This window comes from Actinomadura scrupuli, from assembly GCF_050971785.1.
GTDB classification, from domain to species: domain Bacteria; phylum Actinomycetota; class Actinomycetes; order Streptosporangiales; family Streptosporangiaceae; genus Actinomadura_E; species Actinomadura_E scrupuli.
In genome coordinates, this window is the sequence record NZ_JBPCCU010000016.1 from 101,567 (window position 1) to 118,112 (window position 16,546).

The window sequence follows — 16,546 nt, forward strand, 5'->3', positions numbered from 1 at the left end:
CCTCAATCCTCGTCGGCGGCGTCGGTGTCCTGGCCGGTCCGGCGGAATTCCACCTGTACCCGGCCCTGATCCACCTCGCCGTAGTAGAGCCGGCGTTCGTCGCCGGCGACGTCGATGACCACGGCCTCGTCGTCCGCGGCCACCACACGTCCCTCGATCTCGCCGCCGGGCCGGTCCGCGCCGGGCCCGTCGCCGCCGGGGCGTGCCCCGGTCAGCGAGGTGCGGACGAGCCGCCCGACCGCGCGCCGCCAGTGCCGTGGCTCGGTGAGCGGCCGGTCCACGCCCGGCGAGGTCACTTCGAGCACGTACGGCTGGGAACCCATGAGATCGGTGTCGTCGAGCGCCTGCGAGACCAGATGGTTGACGGCGGCGACGTCGTCGAGACTGATGCCGCCGTCGGCGTCCACGACCACCCGGACCAGCCGGCGGCGTCCTGCGGGCTGGATCACCAGGTCCTCGAGATCGAAGCCGGCGGCGCCGATCACCGGCTCCAGAAGTCTTCTGATCGCGTCCTGCCCCGTGCCCTTGCGGGCGGGCTGCTGGCGTGTCGCAGGGACGCCAGGGCCCCGCTGAGCGTGGTCGCGATTGGATTCGACGCCCATGGGACCTCCTTACGGCTGATGCTGTTGTGCGGCTGTTGGCCACCTAAGCGTATCGACCTTCGGACCCGTCAATGGTCTTTCGGACGGCTGACCGGCGCGCCGTATGGGATGCTTGCTCCCGGCCTTGGCCTGGCGCGACGTTTATGGGGCGCCGTATCCACCCTCTGGACCCGGAGTACGAGGAGGAGCGCGCTTGCCACCGGGTGATCACGCTGTAGGCAGGCGCGCAGTGCTCGGCGGCACCCTGGCGCTGGGGCTGCCGCTGGTGGCGGGCTGCCGCGGGAAACCGGCCGTCACGCTGCCGCCGGATCCGGACGTGGCCACTCTCAACGCGGCCATCAACGCCGAATCCGGGCTGATCGCCCTGTACGAGGCGGTCATCGCCCAGCACCCCGGCCTCGCCCAGCGGCTCACTCCCCTGGTCGGGCACCACCGCGAGCACCTGTCGGTCCTGCGCAAGTACTACGTGCCGGGCAGCGGCGAGGGCACCCCGGCCCCCGCCCGGCCCACCCCGCCCGGCGTCCCGGACGAGCCCGCGCGGGCCGTGGTGACGCTCCGTACCGCCGAACGGCAGGCGGCCGCCGGCCGGCTGGCGGACGTGGAGACCGTCCCGGCGGGGCTGGCCCAGCTGTTCGCCTCCATCGGCGCCTGCGAGGCCGGTCATGCGGCGGTCCTGGCGAGGCCCGCATGAGACGGCCCGCATGAGACGGCCGCATGAGCAGGCCCGCGTGAGGAGGCCCGGATGAGCCGGATGAGAAGGACGCCGCAGAGCACCGTGGAGGGGCTGCAGGCGGCGGTGGCCGCCGAGCACGCCGCGATCTACGGGTACGGGGTCGTGGGCGCCCGGCTGCGCGGCGGGCAGCAGCAGACGGCCCAGGACGTCTGGACCGCCCACCGGGCCAGGCGCGACCGGCTGATCGGCTTCCTCACCGCGCTGGGGGCCAAGCCGGTGCCGGCGTCCGCCGCGTACAGACTGCCGGTGCAGGTCACCTCGGCGCGGACGGCCGCGCAGCTCGCCGCCGCGCTGGAGGACGGCGTCCTCACCGCGTATGTGGGCCTGGCCGGAGCCGACGATCCCAAGCTGCGCAGATTCGCCGCGCAGGCGATGCAGGAGGCGATGACCCGCGGGGTGCGCTGGCGCGGCACGGCACCGGCCGCCGCCTTCCCCGGGCTGGCGCCGGCCGCCCTGGAGCCACGTCCCGGGCAGTGAGCCGCGATCTTGCATAAGGTGGTCAGCAGGGGGAACACGGCCCTTCATTGGAGGGGACATGACCGATCGCAGAGTCGACGAGGACATGGGCGACGACGAGCAGGCCAGTGAGATCAGCGGGTACGAGACCTACATCGCCGATCCGCCGGACGACCTCGTCATCACCGAGAGCGACAACCAGGGATCCATCGGGATCTCCGAGTGGGCACGCGAGGAGGCGTCGCCGCGGGAGCACCCCGCCGTCGACGACGAACGCCCGGCCGAGGAGTCCGCGATGAACATCAGGCCCGAGGACCGGGTCTGACGACCGGGCCCTGCAGACTGGGCCTCGCAGCCGGGGCCCGACTGACCATCGGGCCCGACCACCGGGCCCGGAGATCAGGTTGCGCATGGACCTGAGGCTCCACCAGTGCGGGGCATGAGCGGCGGGCCGCGCCCGCACGTCACCGGCCGGCCCATGGGGTGACGGCGCCGGTCCACCCTGCCCCAGAAGACCACCCCGCTCCCAGGACGCTCGCTCCCGCACCCTGCGCGACCGGAACCGTTCCCCTGCCCCTTCAACTTTCGTGATCATGCAATCCATCGGCGATGGATTGCATGATCACGGCGAGTGGGGAGGGCGAGGCCAGGGGCGGACCTGGCCGGACCGGGACGGACCTGGGCGGACCGGGACGGACCTGGGCGGACCTGGGCGGACCGGGACGGGCTTGGGCGGACCTGGGGCGGACCTGGGCGGGCTTGCCCGGGCCGGGGCGGCCCGGAACCGGGGGCCTGTGGCTAGGGGTGCCGCCGGTGTTCGCCGAGGTAGATCGCTTCTTGGGGAATGCATGACCTGACGGGCAGGTTCCTCACACGGAGCCGTTCTGTGAGGTGATCGTGCGTTCGTGGCTGACCCGGTCGGCGATGCTGGCCTGCGTCGTCACCGTCCTACTGCTCTTCCGCGACCGCCTGCCCGACTGGCCCGCCGTCCGGGCGGCGGTGGCCCACGCCTCTCCCGCCTGGCTCGCCGTGGTCGTCGTCGCCGAGTGGCTGTCGATGGAGATGTTCGCCCGGCTGCAGCGCCGGCTGCTGCTCGGCGGCGGCGTCCGGATGTCGCTGAGCAGGGCGTTCGCGGTCACCTACGCCGGCAACGCCCTGTCCACCACCCTGCCCGCCGGGCCCGCGGTCAGCGTGGTCTATTCGTTCCGGCAGTTCCGGCGGGCCGGTGCGTCACCCCGGCTGGCCACGGCGGTGATCCTGCTCGGCGGGGTGTTCACCACGGCGGCGTACACCGTCGTCGGCCTCGCCGCATTGTTGTCGGAGCCGCACTCACGGGCACCGGTCGGGGCCGCGCTCGCCGCCGCGGCGGCCGGGATCGCCGCCGTGGCGCTGGTGTGCAGGCTGCCGCGCGCGCGGACCGCACTGGTCGGGCTGAACCGGCGGGCACTGCGGTCCGCGCTGCGCCGGCCCCGCTCCGCCTGGCTGATCCGGCGGGTGGCGAGCGTGCGCGGCGTGCTGCGGCTCCGCCGCGCCGACTGGGGCGCGCTGGCCCTGCTCGCCGCCCTCAACTGGCTCTTCGACATCCTGTCCCTGGCCGCCGCGGCGAAGGCCGTCGGCCTCGGCCTCGCCCCGTACGAGGTGGCACTGGTCTACTTCGCCGCCCAGGCGGCCGGCAGCGCGCTGCCGCTGCTGCCCGGCGGGCTCGGGGCGATCGACGGCAGCATGGTGGTCGGGATGGCGGCCTTCGGGGCGGCCCCGGCGGCCGCGGGCGCCGCGACCGGCCTCTACCGGCTGGTCTCCTACTGGGCGGTGGTCGCCCTCGGCTGGCTGGCCTGGCTGGCGCTCCGGGCAGGCGAGACCCGGCTGCGCCGGATTCCGCTGGGCCGGCCGGCTCTCCCGAACCCTCTCCCCTGGAGCCCGCTGCCCGGCCCCGCCCTGCCCGCCGCCGCGGTCGCCCACTCGGGATCCGGCCCGGGAACGGGCCCGGAGCCGGTGCCGGCCGACCCGTACCGATCCATGCGCTGATCCATGCGCTGATCCGCGCTGGTCCGCGCGCTGGTTCGCGCGCTGATCGATGCCCTGATCCACGCACTGACCCGTGCGCTGATCCGCGCACCGGCCCACGCGCTGATCCGCGCACTGATCCGCGTGCTCACCTGCGCCGCCGGGCACGGAGTCCACGCCACCGGGCGACTTGTTGCGATCTACCGCTGCTGCTAATCTCCCAAGCGAGCGCTTGGTCATACTAATTCGGAGGCTCGATGACATCCCTACGGGTCAGCCTTGGCTACGAACTTGAGGTCCGCGGCCGTTCCCGCGATGTCGAGCGGCGTGCGTTCGAGAACGTGATGGCGCAGGTGGTGCTGGCCGACGAGCTCGGCTACGACACGGCCTGGTTCGTGGAGCACCACTTCACCCGCGGTTTCTCGCACTCCTCGGCGCCGGACCTCGTGCTGGCCGGCCTGTCACAGCGCACGAAGCGGATCCATCTGGGACTGGGGGTCGTGCTGCTGCCCTTCCAGACGCCGATCCGCACCGCCGAGCGGGTCGCCACCCTGGACGTGATCAGCGGCGGCCGGGTGGAGTTCGGCACCGGCCGCGGCGCCTCGCCCCTGGAGTACCAGGCGTTCCAGCGCCCCTTCGAGCAGTCCAGGGAGCTCTGGGAGGAGTCGCTCGAGGCGGTCCTGGCGATCTGGAACGCCGACGGAGAGCCGATCACCCGGTCCAGCGAGTTCTTCGAGATTCCCAACGTGGCGGTCTATCCCCGGCCGGTCCAGGAGCCGCACCCGCCGGTGTGGGTGGCCTCGACCTCGCTGGAGGGCTATCTGGCCGCCGCAAAGCAGGGGTACAACCTGCTGGGCATGACGATGCTCAAGGGCCTGGACGACGTCGCCGAGGACATCGCCAAGTACAAGCAGTGCCTGGCCGACAACGGCTTCGACCCGGAGTCCCGGCGGATCGCGCTGATGATCCCCTGGTACGTCGCGCCGACCAAGGAGGAGGCGGTCGCCACCGCCGCGGACCCCGTGCTCTGGTACCTCCGGAGACAGGTCAACCTGGTCGCGCCCCCCAGCTACACCGACGCCCGGCACGCCACCCACCGGGTGCTCGGCCAGGCGGCCGTCGGGATGCCGCCGGACGAGGCCATGCAGGTCCTCCGGGACCACCACATGGTCGTCATCGACGACGTGGAGGGCTCCCGCAAGGCCGTGGCGCAGATCCAGGCGGCGGGCGCCACCGACCTGATCCTGCAGGCCCAGGTGGGCGGGCTCTCCCACGAGCACGTCACCGCATCGATGAAGCTGTTCATGAGCGAGGTCATGAGATGACATGGATCACCAGAGAGTCCTTCCCCGCCGGGCGCGCGGCTGAGGGGCTGCTGCTGGTCTCCCCCGACGGCGAGGTGGTCGCGCCGCTGGCCACCGCGGACCGTACGGCCGCGCAGCAGCTGGCGGCCGCCACCCTGACCGCCGCCGGGCTCGGCGCCACCGACCGGGTCGTCGTGGCGCTGAACAACGACGGCGAGCTGAGCGGTGCGCTGATCGCCCAGGCGGCGGCGTCCGTCGCGCAGGCGGCCGCCTCGGTCGGCCCGCGCGGGAGGCTGCGGCTGCACACGGCGCTCGAACGGACCCGGGCCACGACGCTCGTCACCACCCCCTCGGGCGCAATGGACTTCCTCGCCCGGCTGCACCTGGAGTTCCTGCTGGACCCGCTCGACCTCGAGCTGAAGCAGATCTTCCTGATCGGCGAGGTGGCCTCCGCCAACGTCTACGGGCAGCTGGCCGCGGAGTTCGAGGCGTCCGTCGTGGAGCTGTTCGCCGATCCCTTCCTGGGCGTCCCGATCGCCCACCGCACCTCGGCCGAGAAGGTCCTGACCCCGGTGCGCGACGGGCTGCTCGGGCTGGCCCCGCTGGACAAGGACACCGCGGACGGCCCCGGCCAGGGCCTCGCGGAGGTCATCGTCACCCCGGGCTGGCACTCCACGCTCGGTGCCGCCACGCTCCGTACCGGCCAGGTCGTACGGCTCGCGGGCGGCGAGCAGGGCGTGCCGAGCCCGGCGCACACGGTCGGCGAGCACGTGCTGATCCGGGGCCGCTGGGTCTCCCTCCCCAAGGTGACCGCCGCGCTGGCCCGCATCGACGGCGTCAGCCACTGGGAGCTGCGGATCTCCCGGGAGGGCACGCTCGACGCGGCCGCGCTGCACGTGACCTTCAAGCGCGACACGCTCGTCAAGAACCCGATGTGGAAGTCGCGGATCGGCCAGTCCCTGGTCGCGGTGACCCCGGTCTCCATCGAGGTCGTCGTCGAGCCGGAGGTCTCCGAGACGCCCCGGCCGCCGTCCGTCACCGATCTGCGCGGGCAGCACCTGGGCCGCGACCGCACCCAGGTCACGTAGGACGGGCCTCGCACAAAGGGCCTCGCACAAGGCCCTCGGAGGAAGGCCCTCGGAGGAAGCGCGGCGGAGCGCGAGCGAAGGGACATCGCCATGGACACGTTGCGGCCCGTACCGAGCTGGGGAACCATCCCGCGGATGCTGCGCGACCAGGCCGCGAGCCATCCGGGCGCCGAGGTGGTGCAGGGCCGGTCGCTGTCCGGGCAGCCGGTCACCCTGACCCTCGCGGACCTGGCCGGGAAGGCCGCCGAGGTCGCGCGGGCCCTGCTGGCGCTGGGCATCGAGACGGGCGACCGGGTCGCGATCTGGGCGCCGAACGCCCCCGAGTGGGTCGTCACGGCGTACGGGCTGTGGGACGCGGGTGCCGTGGTCGCGCCGCTCTCCACCCGGTTCAAGGGCATCGAGGCCGCCGAGCTGCTCCGCAAGACCGGGGCACGGGTGCTCTTCGTGGCCGAGGGCTTCATGGGGACCTCGTACCTGGACCTGCTGGCGGACGCCGGCGGCGGACCGGCCGGTGACCGCCCCTACGCCGGGCTGCCGGACCTGGAGTACGTCGTCGCGTACGGCCGGCCGGAGCGCGCCCGCCCGGGGCAGGCCGGCCGGGACCGGGTGCTGGACTGGGAGGCGTTCCTGGCGGGCGGTACGGCGGTGACGCCCGCGGAGGCCGAGAAGCGGGCACTGTCGATCACCGGGGACGACCTCGGCGAGATCATGGCGACGTCGGGCACCACCGGGACGCCCAAGGGCGTGATGCTGCACCACTCGCAGCTGCTGCGCGGCTACTGGGACTGGGCGGAGATCGTCACGCTCACCGAGGACGACCGGTACCCGATCATCGCGCCCTTCTCGCACGGCTTCGGCATCAACGCCGGGCTGCTGGCGTGCGTGCTGAAGCGGGCCACCATGATGCCGATCGCGCTGTTCGTGCCGGACGAGCTCATGGACCTGATCGAGCGCGAGCGGGTCAGCATCCTGGCCGGCGCACCGGCGATGTTCTTCAAGATCCTCGACGAGCTGGACGGCGGGCCGGGCCGCGGGCCCCGCGACGTGTCCTCCCTGCGCGTACTGATCTGCGGGGCCGCGGCGGTGCCCCCCGAGCTGATCCGCAACCTGGTCGACCGGATCGGGCTGGAACGCATGATCAACGCGTACGGCCTGATGGAGGGCACCGTCGTCTCGATGACCCGGCCGGAGGACCCGGTCGAGGTCATCGCGGGCTCCACCGGCCGCGCCGTCCCCGGCGTCACGGTCCGGGTCGTGGACGACGCGGGCAAGGACGTCCCGGCGGGCGAGCGGGGCGAGATCCTGGTCGGCGGGTACGGGGTGATGCGCGGATACTGGAAGGACCCCGAGAAGACGGCCGAGGCCGTCGACCCCGAGGGCTGGCTGCGCACCGGCGACATCGGCACGCTGGACGAGCACGGCAACGTGGCCATCGTGGACCGCAAGAAGGAGATGTTCATCTTCAACGGGTTCAACGGCTACCCGGCCGAGATCGAGGCGCTGCTGCTGCACCACCCCGGCCTGGCCCAGGCCGCGGTGGTCGGCATGCCGGATCCGAAGAGCGGTGAGGCGGGCTGGGCCTACGTCGTGCCCAAGGCCGGCGCCGAGGCGGACCCCGCCGAGGTCATCGCCTGGGCCCGGGAGAACATGTCCAACTACAAGGTGCCGCGCCGGGTGTTCGTCGTGGACGCCCTGCCGCTGAACGTCAACGGCAAGGTGGACAAGCCGCTGCTGCGCCGGCGGGCCGCGGAGACCTGAGCCCCCGGTGACCGGTCACCTGTCACCGGTCACCGGCACGCCCTCACCGTGCGCCCCGTCATGACGTACGGGATCGCGACTCCCCCGTTGCTCGCCCCGGCCCGGCCGACCGTGCCTGGCTCACGTCTTCATGACCCTGGTGAGCTCGGCGGTGAGCAGTGGTACGGCTTCGGCCCAGTCCCCCACGATCCCCGCGTCGGCGGCGGCGAAGACCGGTGCCTCCGGGTCGCTGTTGACCGCCAGCACGAACCGCGCGCCGCGCACCCCCACCATGTGGTTGAACTTCCCCGAGGTGCCGATGGCGAGGTAGACCTCGGGCGCGACCGACCGGCCGGTGATCCCGAGCTGGCGGCCGCGCGGCAGCCAGCCCTGGTCGGTGACCTTGCGGGTGGCCGCGAGCTCGGCACCGAGCAGTTCCACGAGCGGCGACAGCTCCCGGTAGCGCGCGGGGTCCACGCCCCGCCCGATGCCGACCACGGTCCGGGCCTGCGGCAGCCGCGCCGGGTCGTCGTCGCTGACCCGGCCGGAGAGGACCACCCGGCCGCGCGGCTCCCGTTCCGCCGAGCACACCGGTATCCCCGGGTACGCGCCGCCGCGCGGGATCCCGGCGGGCAGCACCCCGGGCCGTACGGTGGCCATCTGCACCGGCGAGGTCGCGGTGACGGCGACCACCGACTGCCCGCCGAACGCGGACTTCCAGCAGACCAGCCTCCGGTCCGCCCCGGTGCCGGAGGCCGTGCCCGGCTCCGTACCGGACCCGGTGGCGGTGAGGTCGAGGTCCACCGCGTCGCCGGTCAGGCCGGCGCCGAGCCGGACCGAGACCCGCCCGGCCACCTCGCGTCCCCACGAGGTGCCGGGCAGCAGGAGGGCCCACGGCCCGGTGGCGCGCGCCCAGGCGGTGGCGCCCTCGGCCGCCGCCTCGGGCTCCGGAGTGAGGGTGACGACCGCGTCGGCGCCCCGCGCCCACACCGTCGCCGGTTCCGCGGGGGCCGGGGCGAGCAGCACGGTGCCGCCGCCGAGCCCGGCGGCCAGCCTGGCCGCCGAGCCGAGCAGTTCCCCGGTGACCGCGGCCGCCGGGTCCTCTGCCAGCACTCCCACGAGCGGCCCGCCGCCTCCGGTGACCGGCACCACGCCGGACCGCCGTGCCGCCGTGCTTCCGCCGCCGGCACCTGCCCCACCGGCACCTGCTCCACCGGCACCTCCACCGGGACCGGCCCCGCCGGGACCCGCCGGGAGCAGGGGCGGAAGGCCGGCCAGGGCACCGGAGGCGACCAGCAGCCGTACGGCCTCGCGCACCTGTTCCGCCAGCGGGCCCGCGGGCCGTACGCCGGGCCGGTCACCGCCCACGGGCCGTACCTCTCCCACGACGGTCGGGCTGGCCGCGGCGCCCCAGGGGCCGGGCCCAAGGTCGGCCGCGGTGCGGATCCGGATGCGCGGCCGGCCGCGCTCGTGTGCCGGGATCTTCGCGGGCGGGCAGAGCCGCTCGGCAGCGGTGAGCACCGCCGGAAGAGCGACCTCGGCGAGGACGTGCCCGTCGTCGCGTTCGCAGCGGGCCCGGACCAGGCCCGCGTCCAGGGTCAGCTCCCGGACGCCGCCCAGGAACGGCAGGTCCAGCAGCTCCGCCAGCTGAGGGCCGACCTGGCCGGTGTCGGCGTCGACCGAGTTCAGCCCGGCCAGGACGAGGTCGAAATCTTCGAGCCGGAGCGCGGCGGCGAGGGTGCGGGCGGTGGCCAGCGTGTCGGCGCCCGCGAACGCCGGATCGCTGATGAGCACCCCTTCGTCGGCGCCCCAGGCGATCGCCTCGCGCAGCACCTCCGCGGCGCTGGGGGGCCCGAGGGTCAGGACCACGCAGCTGCCACCGGTCGCCCGGGCGAGCTCGACGCCCTTGGCGATGGCACGCCGGCAGTACGGGTTGATCTCCAGCTCGAGCCCCTCCCGGAGCAGCCGCCCGTCCAGGCCCAGGCTCAGCTCCTCGAACCTGGGGACCTGCTTGGCGAGAACCGCGATCCGCACACCCGCTCCTCCCGGCCCCGTGCTCCTTCCCCGGCGGCTCGTGGCCCGTGGCTGGTGCCGCCGCGTCGCGTGCGCACCGGGAACGGCGGGGTCAGCGTCTGGGTCTCCACTGGACGAGCGTGAAGTCGTCGTCCACGTCGGTGAAGACGGCCTCCACCGGCAGCTCCGCCGTGATCTCATTCTCGCCGGTCCGGCCGCCCGCCGTATCGCGCGCCAGGTCGCCGTACATGAAGATGTCATCGCCGTCGTCGAGCCGGACCAGCAGAATCGGGAGCGGCACCTCGTCGGCGAGCGCGGGCATGAACACCTGGTGATTGACGATCCAGCTGTAGACGCGGCCGGTGCCCGCCGAGGGCACCCAGTCCCACTCCCGGGAGCGGCAGCGGTTGCACACCGACCGGGCCGGGAAGCGGCGCGTGCCGCAGCCCCCGCACCGCTGGACGAGCAGTTCGTGCCGCCGGACCGCCTCCCACCAGGGAGCGGAGTCGCGATCGGGTTCTGGCCGGGGCCGCTGCCGCAGACTCATGCTCGTCTCCTGGGAAGGCTCCTGGGAAAGATGGTCCCCTCATCCGCACCGCGCCGCGCGCTGCCGGCCGTGCGAATGCGGGACGCGGCACGGATGAAGGAAGTGGTGACGGGCATCTAGCGGCCCGCGGTGAGGATCAGAGCGGAGGTGCCGGCGAGCACGTAGCCCGGCTGGGCCGTGGAGAGGGCGACCTCCGCGCCGGGCACCTGCCGGTCCCCCGCCGTGCCGCGCAGCTGCGACACCGCCTCGGCGATGTGGTTCATGCCGTGCACGTATCCCTCCGACAGGAATCCGCCGTGCGTGTTGACCGGCAGCGGGCCGTCCAGCCGGATCGCGCCCGACTCGACGAACGGGCCGCCCTCGCCCTTGGCGCAGAACCCGTAGTCCTCGAGCTGCACGAGCACCGAATAGGTGAAGCAGTCATAGATCTCGGCGACGTCGATGTCGCGCGGCCCCACCCCGGCCATCGCGTAGAGCCGGGGGGCGATCCTGGCCGCCTCCGAGACGGTGAAGTCGGTGGCCCCGCCCGGGCCGCCCGATCCGCCGGAGAAGAAGCTGTCGCCGCCGCCCCAGGCCGCTCCGGAGATCAGCGCCGGGGTGTGCGGCAGGTCGCGGGCTCGCCCGGCGCTGGTCACCACCACCGCGCAGGCGCCGTCGGTCTCCAGGCAGCAGTCCAGCAGCCGCAGCGGCTCGGCGATCCACCGCGACTCCAGATAGTCGTCCAGGGTGATCGGGTCACGCTTGAGCGCGCGCGGGTTCTTCACCGCGTTGGACCGCTGGCCGACGGCGATGCGGCCGAGCTGCTCGTGCGTCGTGCCGTACCTGAGCATGTGCGCACGGGTGTACATGGCGAACTGCTGCGGCGGCGCGAAGTACCCGTACGGCGCCTGGTACTGCACGTCGAACAGCGGCGCCGGGCCCCGCCCGGTGCCGCCCATCCGGAACTCCGAGCGGGCGTTGATGGCGCGGTAGCAGACGATCGTGTCGGCCACCCCGGCGGCGACGGCCATCGCGGCCTGCGCGACCACCGAATGCGAGACGCTGCCGCCGCCGAACTGGTCGAGGTACCAGCTGACCTCGCCGACGCCGAGGGCGGGGGCCACCACCCAGGGCGGCGTCGAGTCACCGACCCGGTGGGTGGCCAGTCCGTCGACGTCGTCCACGGTCAGCCCGGCGTCGCCGAGGGCGGCCAGGATCGCGTCCACGGCGAGGGTGAGCGTCGAGACCCCGGAGTTCTTGCTGAACGGGGTGTACCCGACGCCGGCGATCGCCGCCCGGTCCCGGAAGGTGCTCACCGCGCCTCCCCTTCCCCTCTGCGCCGTTCTTGCCGTGTCATGCCCGCCGCGTCATGCCTGCCACGTCTTGCCCACCACGCCATGCCCATTACGTCATGCCTGCCGCATCTTGCCGGGCCGCATCACAGGATTACCGAGCAAGCGCTTGGGTAAAAGTTAGGCGGCGGACGGGTCCGCTGTCAACGGGGGCGGCGGACCGCCCGCCCCTCCGGCCCGCGGTACGGCCCCTCCAGTCCACGGGGCAGGACCGCTCCGGCGCACGAGCACGACCGCTCCGGCGCACGGGTACGGCCTCGGACCTAGGTCGGAGGCCGGGCTCCGCCTTTCGGCCGAGACGGGCCGCCGGCGGGAATCCCCCGCCCGGCCAGGCGTTTCACTGGACGTGCGGAGGGCAGGCGGGCTCGCCCGGCTTGACACCTCGAAGGCGTGCGTCCTATCGTCCAAGCAAGCGCTTGGCTAAGAGAAGGGATCGGGTCATGGCCGACAGAGCACACGCCACGACGGCTCTCCCGTACACCTCGGCTCACAGACCCTCCGCCGGCCAGGAGATGCGACGACACATGACTGCGACCCCCAACGGCTCCGCCGCCACTCCGGTGAGCGCGCCTGTGAGCTCTCCCGTGGGCTCACCCATGAGCCCGCCGGTGGGCGCCAAGGCGAACCCGGCGGCGAACTCCACGGTGAGCGATATCGACGGGATGCGCTTCCGGTCGGTCCTCGGCCGCTTCGCCACGGGTGTGGTCGCGATCACCGCGATCGACCAGGAGACGGCCAAGCCCACCGGACTGGCCGCCAACTCCTTCACGTCGGTGTCACTGGACCCTCCGCTGGTCGCGTTCTGCGTCGCGCACACCAGCAGCACCTGGCCGCGGCTGCGCGTCGCCGACCGGCTGTGCATCAACATCCTGAGCGAGCTGCAGCTGGACGTGTGCCGGCAGCTCTCCATGAAGGGCGGCGACAAGTTCGCCACCATCGACTGGACCACGGCCCCCGGCGGCAGCCCCGTCATCAAGGAGGCGCTGGCCTGGATCGAGTGCACCGTCGAGAGCGAGTACCCGGCCGGTGACCACATGATCATCGTGGCCCGGGTGCATCACCTCGACAAGCATCACGAGGGCGAGCCACTGCTGTTCTACCAGGGTGCCTACGGCCGGTTCGATGGCTGACGATGCCGACGGACCGACCCGCGAGCACGCCGGCGCCCGGGACGGTTTCCGCGCCGAGGTGCGAGCCTGGCTCGCCGAGAACCTCGGCGGCGAGTTCGCCGGCGCCCGGGGCCTGGGCGGACCTGGCCGCGAGCACGAGGGTCTCGACGTCCGGCTCGCCTGGGAACAGCGGCTCGGCAAGGCCGGCTGGACCTGCCTCGGCTGGCCGGTGGAGCACGGCGGCCGCGGAGCGAGCCTCGCGGAGCAGGTCATCTTCTTCGAGGAGTACGCCCGCGCGGACGCCCCGCACCGGATGGGGCACATCGGCGAGGGCCTGATCGGCCCCACCATCATCGACTTCGGCACCGCCGAGCAGCACCGCCGCTTCCTGCCGCCCATCCAGCGGGGCGAGGAGATGTGGTGCCAGGGTTACTCCGAGCCGGACGCGGGCTCCGACCTGGCCAACGTGCAGACCCGCGCCGAACTGGTCGGCGGCGAGTGGGTGATCCACGGCCAGAAGGTGTGGACCTCGCTGGCCCATGTGGCCGACTGGTGCTTCGTGGTCTGCCGCACCGAGCCCGGTTCGCAGCGGCACCGGGGCCTGTCGTACCTCCTGGTCCCGATGCGGCAGCCGGGCGTCGAGGTCCGTCCGATCGTGCAGCTCACCGGCACCAGCGAGTTCAACGAGGTCTTCTTCGACGGCGCCCGCACCGCCGCCGCCAACATCCTGGGCGCCCCCGGCGACGGCTGGCGGGTGGCGATGGCCACCCTGGGCTACGAGCGCGGCGCCTCGACCCTGGGCCAGCAGATCGGGTTCCGCCGGGAGCTGGAGGGGGTCATCGCCCTGGCGCGGCGCAACGGCGCCGGCCGGGACCCCGTGATCCGGGGGCGGCTGGCGCAGTCGTGGATCGAGCTGGAGATCATGCGGTTCAACGCGCTGCGCACGATGACCTCGCTGGGCGAGGGAGAACCAGGGCCCGAGGTGTCGATCGCCAAGGTGTACTGGTCGGAGTGGCACCGGCGGCTGGGCGAGCTCGCCCTCGACGTCCAGGGCGCGGCCGCACTCGTGGCCGACGCGGAGCCGTACGACCTGAGCGACCTGCAGCGGCTGATGCTCTTCAGCCGGGCCGACACCATCTACGCAGGCTCCAGCGAGATCCAGCGCAACATCATCGCCGAACGGACGCTGGGCCTGCCTCGCGAGCCCAGACTCTGACCGTCGCCTCCTCGCCGTGCGTCGCCGTACGCCCGCACGCCTGCACGCCTTCCACCGTGCCAGGCTCCGGTGCCCGGGTGCCGTGCCTCACGCGCCGTGCCTCATGCGCCGTGCCGCGTCCCACGTGCACTCCGGCCGGGTGTTACGAATGGATGAACCAGGTGGGAAATCCGCACCAGCGGCTACCCCACCGAGCCGTTGCGGATAATCTAGGCGCGTCTTCACCGACACGGAATTCTCCTATCGTCGGGCGTCAATCGGGAGGAGGCCCACGATTTCCACCCACAGCCCGACCATTCGTCGCCGCAGACTCGCCACCGAACTCCGCAAGCTGCGTGAATCCGCTGGAATGACCTGCGAAGAGGCCGCGGTACGGCTGGAATGCTCACCGTCCAAGATCTCCCGAGTGGAAACCGGCCGAGTCGGAATTCACCCCCGTGACGTGCGAGATCTGCTCGAACTGTACGGAGCCGGCGAAGAACAGCGCGCCGCCCTTCTCGCCATCGCGCGGGAGGCCCGCGAACGCGGCTGGTGGCACTCTTTCTTCGGAGAGCTGCCCAAGCTGTATCTCACCTTCATCGGGCTCGAGGCCGAGGCCGCCCGGGTGCGCACGTACGAGCCCCAGCTCGTCCCCGGGCTGCTGCAGACCGAGGCCTATGCGCGCGCGCTCCGGCGCCGTGAGCCGCTGCGGTGGGAGCCGGAGGAGACCGAGAGCTTCATCGCCGCCCGGATGGCCCGCCAGAGCCATCTCACCCGCGCGGACCCGCTCCATCTCTGGGCGATTCTCGATGAAGCGGTCATCCGGCGCACCGTCGGCGGTGACGACGTCATGCGCTGCCAGCTCCGGCACATCCTCGACATCGGGCGGCTGCCCCATGTGACGGTGCAGGTGATCCCGTTCGCGGCAGGGGCCCATCCCGCCATGGAAGGCGCCTTCACCATCCTGGAGTTCCCCGACCCCGCCGATCCGCGGCTGGTCTATCTGGAGCATCTGACGAGCAGCCTCTATTTGGAGCAGGAGCAGGAAATCGCTTGGTACGGACTTGTTTTCGATCATGCACGGAGGTCCGCACTCAGTCCCGAGGACTCCCGTAAGCTGATCATGGAAGCAGTCATCGGACTCGAGTAGTTCCTGGCCGTAAGAGGTGAAGGAGCATTAACTCTGAAGCGATTCACATTACCTGGAGAAAGAGCCGCCGTAGTGGCGACAGCGGCAGTTGCGTGGAGATGACGTCGCTGGGGACCTCCGTCGCCGTCCGCGACAGTAAGACTCCACACGGCGCCGTGCTGCTGTTCCGGGCCGCGGCGTGGAAGACCTTTGTGACCGGCGCGAAAGACGGCCGGTACGACCTGTCCTGAGACGGCCCGGCACCGGCGCCCGCGATCCTTCCACGGATCCGGGCGCCGGTGCGGTTTGGCGCCGCCCGCCGAGCAGGGGCACGGCACGGCGCCGCCGCGCCCGCTCGGGCGGCGATGCGACTGCCCTTTTGGCGGAGTTCCGGGATATCTTCCGCTTATCGCCAACTCGGCGGCGCGAGCAGGCGTCTCACCGGCGGCGATCTACGGGAAGGTGACGGTAGTTGGACACGTCGAGGGTGCCTCCGGGCATGTACGCTCCCGCCGCGCCGCAGGCACCGGCGGCGGGACGGCCGCTCCCGCCCGCGTCACCGGCGCAGTCCGGCAACTGGCACCGCTACCACTATCCGATCGGCATCTTCCTCACCCTCTACGGCCTCACCGGACTGCTGAGCACCCTGATCGGCTGGAGCGACCACCGCAAGGAGATCGCGGCCTACCTGAGCAAGACGGCCGGGCTCGACACCGGGCTCGCCACCCCGGTGCTGGTGGTGCTGCACGTCATCGAGACGCTGCTCATCCTGGTCACGCTCGCCGGGTTGCTGCGCCGCCGGGACGTCTGGTTCCTGCCGGTGCTCTTCGGGTGGATCGCCGGGTTCGCCGTCTTCTGCGTGCTGGACGTCTGGGCGGGCACCATGGGCCTGCTGGCCGAGCACGCCGTCTACCTCGCCGGATTCACGGTGGTGCTCTTCCTGTCGTACGCGCTGGGGGTCAGGGCCCGGGTGGGTCAGGCGCGCCCCCCGGGACGGTCGCGTGGCGAGGCTGCACCGCAGAATCTCAGCCGCACCCAGGAGCTCGCGCTGTCCGCCCTCAACCGCTGGCAGCGCACCGCTCCGCCCGGCCACGCCCCGTCGCCCCCCGGCACCCCGCCCCCCGGCGCTCAGGGCCCCGGCACCGCGCCCCCGGTCGCTCAGGGCCCCGGCGCCGCCGCACCCGGTGCCCCCTCGGCGCCCGGTCACGCCGACCCGCATGCTCCGCGTCCGGCCGCCGCCGGCCCCGCCGCCCCTGCCCCCGCTCCGGCCGCCCCGCCCCCACCGCCGGCACGGCCCG

16 protein-coding genes are annotated in these 16,546 nt (G+C 72.8%); 12 read left to right on the forward strand and 4 right to left on the reverse strand.

Translation table 11 applies throughout. The features are described from left to right. Positions 1–2: 2 nt before the first annotated feature. Positions 3–602, reverse strand: a complete 600-nt coding sequence (rimP, locus tag ACRYCC_RS42570; RefSeq protein WP_433819879.1) for a ribosome maturation factor RimP — start codon at positions 600–602, stop codon at positions 3–5. A gap of 229 nt (positions 603–831) precedes the next feature. Between rimP and ACRYCC_RS42575 the strand changes: the two genes are divergently transcribed. The 7 genes from ACRYCC_RS42575 (at position 832) to ACRYCC_RS42605 (ending at position 7,945) form a co-directional block, all read left to right on the forward strand. Then, positions 832–1,293 carry a ferritin family protein gene (locus tag ACRYCC_RS42575; protein ID WP_433819880.1) on the forward strand — a complete coding sequence of 154 codons (462 nt, stop codon included), beginning with the start codon at positions 832–834 and terminating at the stop codon, positions 1,291–1,293. Between the two features lie 51 nt (positions 1,294–1,344). Next, positions 1,345–1,812: a ferritin-like domain-containing protein gene (locus tag ACRYCC_RS42580; protein WP_433819881.1), complete on the forward strand. Its 468-nt coding sequence runs from the start codon at positions 1,345–1,347 to the stop codon at positions 1,810–1,812. Positions 1,813–1,870: 58 nt separating this feature from the next. After that, positions 1,871–2,116, forward strand: coding sequence for a hypothetical protein (locus ACRYCC_RS42585; RefSeq protein WP_433819883.1), 246 nt, complete (start codon positions 1,871–1,873; stop codon positions 2,114–2,116). Between the two features lie 572 nt (positions 2,117–2,688). Then, complete coding sequence (locus ACRYCC_RS42590; protein WP_433819884.1) at positions 2,689–3,816, forward strand: lysylphosphatidylglycerol synthase transmembrane domain-containing protein; 1,128 nt, start codon at positions 2,689–2,691, stop codon at positions 3,814–3,816. A 236-nt stretch (positions 3,817–4,052) separates the two neighbouring features. Beyond that, a complete protein-coding gene (locus ACRYCC_RS42595; protein WP_433819885.1) occupies positions 4,053–5,120 on the forward strand; it encodes an LLM class flavin-dependent oxidoreductase in 1,068 nt (355 codons plus the stop codon). Continuing rightward, positions 5,117–6,187, forward strand: coding sequence for a hypothetical protein (locus tag ACRYCC_RS42600; protein WP_433819886.1), 1,071 nt, complete (start codon positions 5,117–5,119; stop codon positions 6,185–6,187). The genes ACRYCC_RS42595 and ACRYCC_RS42600 overlap by 4 nt, the downstream gene beginning before the upstream one ends. Before the next feature lie 90 nt (positions 6,188–6,277). Then, positions 6,278–7,945, forward strand: coding sequence for an AMP-binding protein (locus ACRYCC_RS42605; protein WP_433819887.1), 1,668 nt, complete (start codon positions 6,278–6,280; stop codon positions 7,943–7,945). A 120-nt stretch (positions 7,946–8,065) separates the two neighbouring features. Here the strand turns inward: ACRYCC_RS42605 and ACRYCC_RS42610 are convergent, their stop codons facing one another. The 3 genes from ACRYCC_RS42610 to ACRYCC_RS42620 all read right to left on the reverse strand — a co-directional run bounded on the left by ACRYCC_RS42610 (position 8,066) and on the right by ACRYCC_RS42620 (position 11,779). Then, positions 8,066–9,958 carry an FAD-binding protein gene (locus tag ACRYCC_RS42610; protein WP_433819889.1) on the reverse strand — a complete coding sequence of 631 codons (1,893 nt, stop codon included), beginning with the start codon at positions 9,956–9,958 and terminating at the stop codon, positions 8,066–8,068. Positions 9,959–10,049: 91 nt separating this feature from the next. Next, positions 10,050–10,484 (reverse strand): Zn-ribbon domain-containing OB-fold protein, encoded by a 435-nt coding sequence (locus ACRYCC_RS42615; RefSeq protein WP_433819890.1) that lies wholly within the window; start codon positions 10,482–10,484, stop codon positions 10,050–10,052. A 116-nt stretch (positions 10,485–10,600) separates the two neighbouring features. Next, positions 10,601–11,779: a thiolase C-terminal domain-containing protein gene (locus ACRYCC_RS42620; RefSeq protein WP_433819891.1), complete on the reverse strand. Its 1,179-nt coding sequence runs from the start codon at positions 11,777–11,779 to the stop codon at positions 10,601–10,603. Between the two features lie 560 nt (positions 11,780–12,339). On the opposite strand from ACRYCC_RS42620, the gene ACRYCC_RS42625 reads away from it, so the two are divergent. The 5 genes from ACRYCC_RS42625 to ACRYCC_RS42645 form a co-directional block, all read left to right on the forward strand. Further along, a complete protein-coding gene (locus ACRYCC_RS42625; protein ID WP_433819892.1) occupies positions 12,340–12,945 on the forward strand; it encodes a flavin reductase family protein in 606 nt (201 codons plus the stop codon). Beyond that, positions 12,938–14,140: an acyl-CoA dehydrogenase family protein gene (locus tag ACRYCC_RS42630; protein ID WP_433819893.1), complete on the forward strand. Its 1,203-nt coding sequence runs from the start codon at positions 12,938–12,940 to the stop codon at positions 14,138–14,140. The genes ACRYCC_RS42625 and ACRYCC_RS42630 overlap by 8 nt, the downstream gene beginning before the upstream one ends. Before the next feature lie 295 nt (positions 14,141–14,435). Beyond that, entirely contained in the window at positions 14,436–15,269 is an 834-nt protein-coding gene (locus ACRYCC_RS42635) for a helix-turn-helix domain-containing protein (RefSeq protein WP_433819899.1), read from the forward strand. A gap of 47 nt (positions 15,270–15,316) precedes the next feature. Further along, the gene (locus tag ACRYCC_RS42640; RefSeq protein WP_433819901.1) at positions 15,317–15,499 is read left to right on the forward strand and encodes a DUF397 domain-containing protein; all 183 of its coding nucleotides are present in this window, start codon (positions 15,317–15,319) and stop codon (positions 15,497–15,499) included. A 221-nt stretch (positions 15,500–15,720) separates the two neighbouring features. Continuing rightward, positions 15,721–16,546 (forward strand): hypothetical protein (locus tag ACRYCC_RS42645; protein WP_433819894.1); only part of this gene is annotated, 826 nt, incomplete at its 3' end.

What these genes read in the sequence shown, in the direction of transcription:
- rimP (WP_433819879.1), bottom strand. Translation starts at nt 602, where the DNA reads ATGGGCGTCGAATCCAATCGCGACCACGCTCAGCGGGGCCCTGGCGTC.
- ACRYCC_RS42580 (WP_433819881.1), top strand. Translation starts at nt 1,345, where the DNA reads ATGAGCCGGATGAGAAGGACGCCGCAGAGCACCGTGGAGGGGCTGCAG.
- ACRYCC_RS42585 (WP_433819883.1), top strand. Translation starts at nt 1,871, where the DNA reads ATGACCGATCGCAGAGTCGACGAGGACATGGGCGACGACGAGCAGGCC.
- ACRYCC_RS42595 (WP_433819885.1), top strand. Translation starts at nt 4,053, where the DNA reads ATGACATCCCTACGGGTCAGCCTTGGCTACGAACTTGAGGTCCGCGGC.
- ACRYCC_RS42600 (WP_433819886.1), top strand. Translation starts at nt 5,117, where the DNA reads ATGACATGGATCACCAGAGAGTCCTTCCCCGCCGGGCGCGCGGCTGAG.
- ACRYCC_RS42605 (WP_433819887.1), top strand. Translation starts at nt 6,278, where the DNA reads ATGGACACGTTGCGGCCCGTACCGAGCTGGGGAACCATCCCGCGGATG.
- ACRYCC_RS42615 (WP_433819890.1), bottom strand. Translation starts at nt 10,484, where the DNA reads ATGAGTCTGCGGCAGCGGCCCCGGCCAGAACCCGATCGCGACTCCGCT.
- ACRYCC_RS42625 (WP_433819892.1), top strand. Translation starts at nt 12,340, where the DNA reads ATGACTGCGACCCCCAACGGCTCCGCCGCCACTCCGGTGAGCGCGCCT.
- ACRYCC_RS42630 (WP_433819893.1), top strand. Translation starts at nt 12,938, where the DNA reads ATGGCTGACGATGCCGACGGACCGACCCGCGAGCACGCCGGCGCCCGG.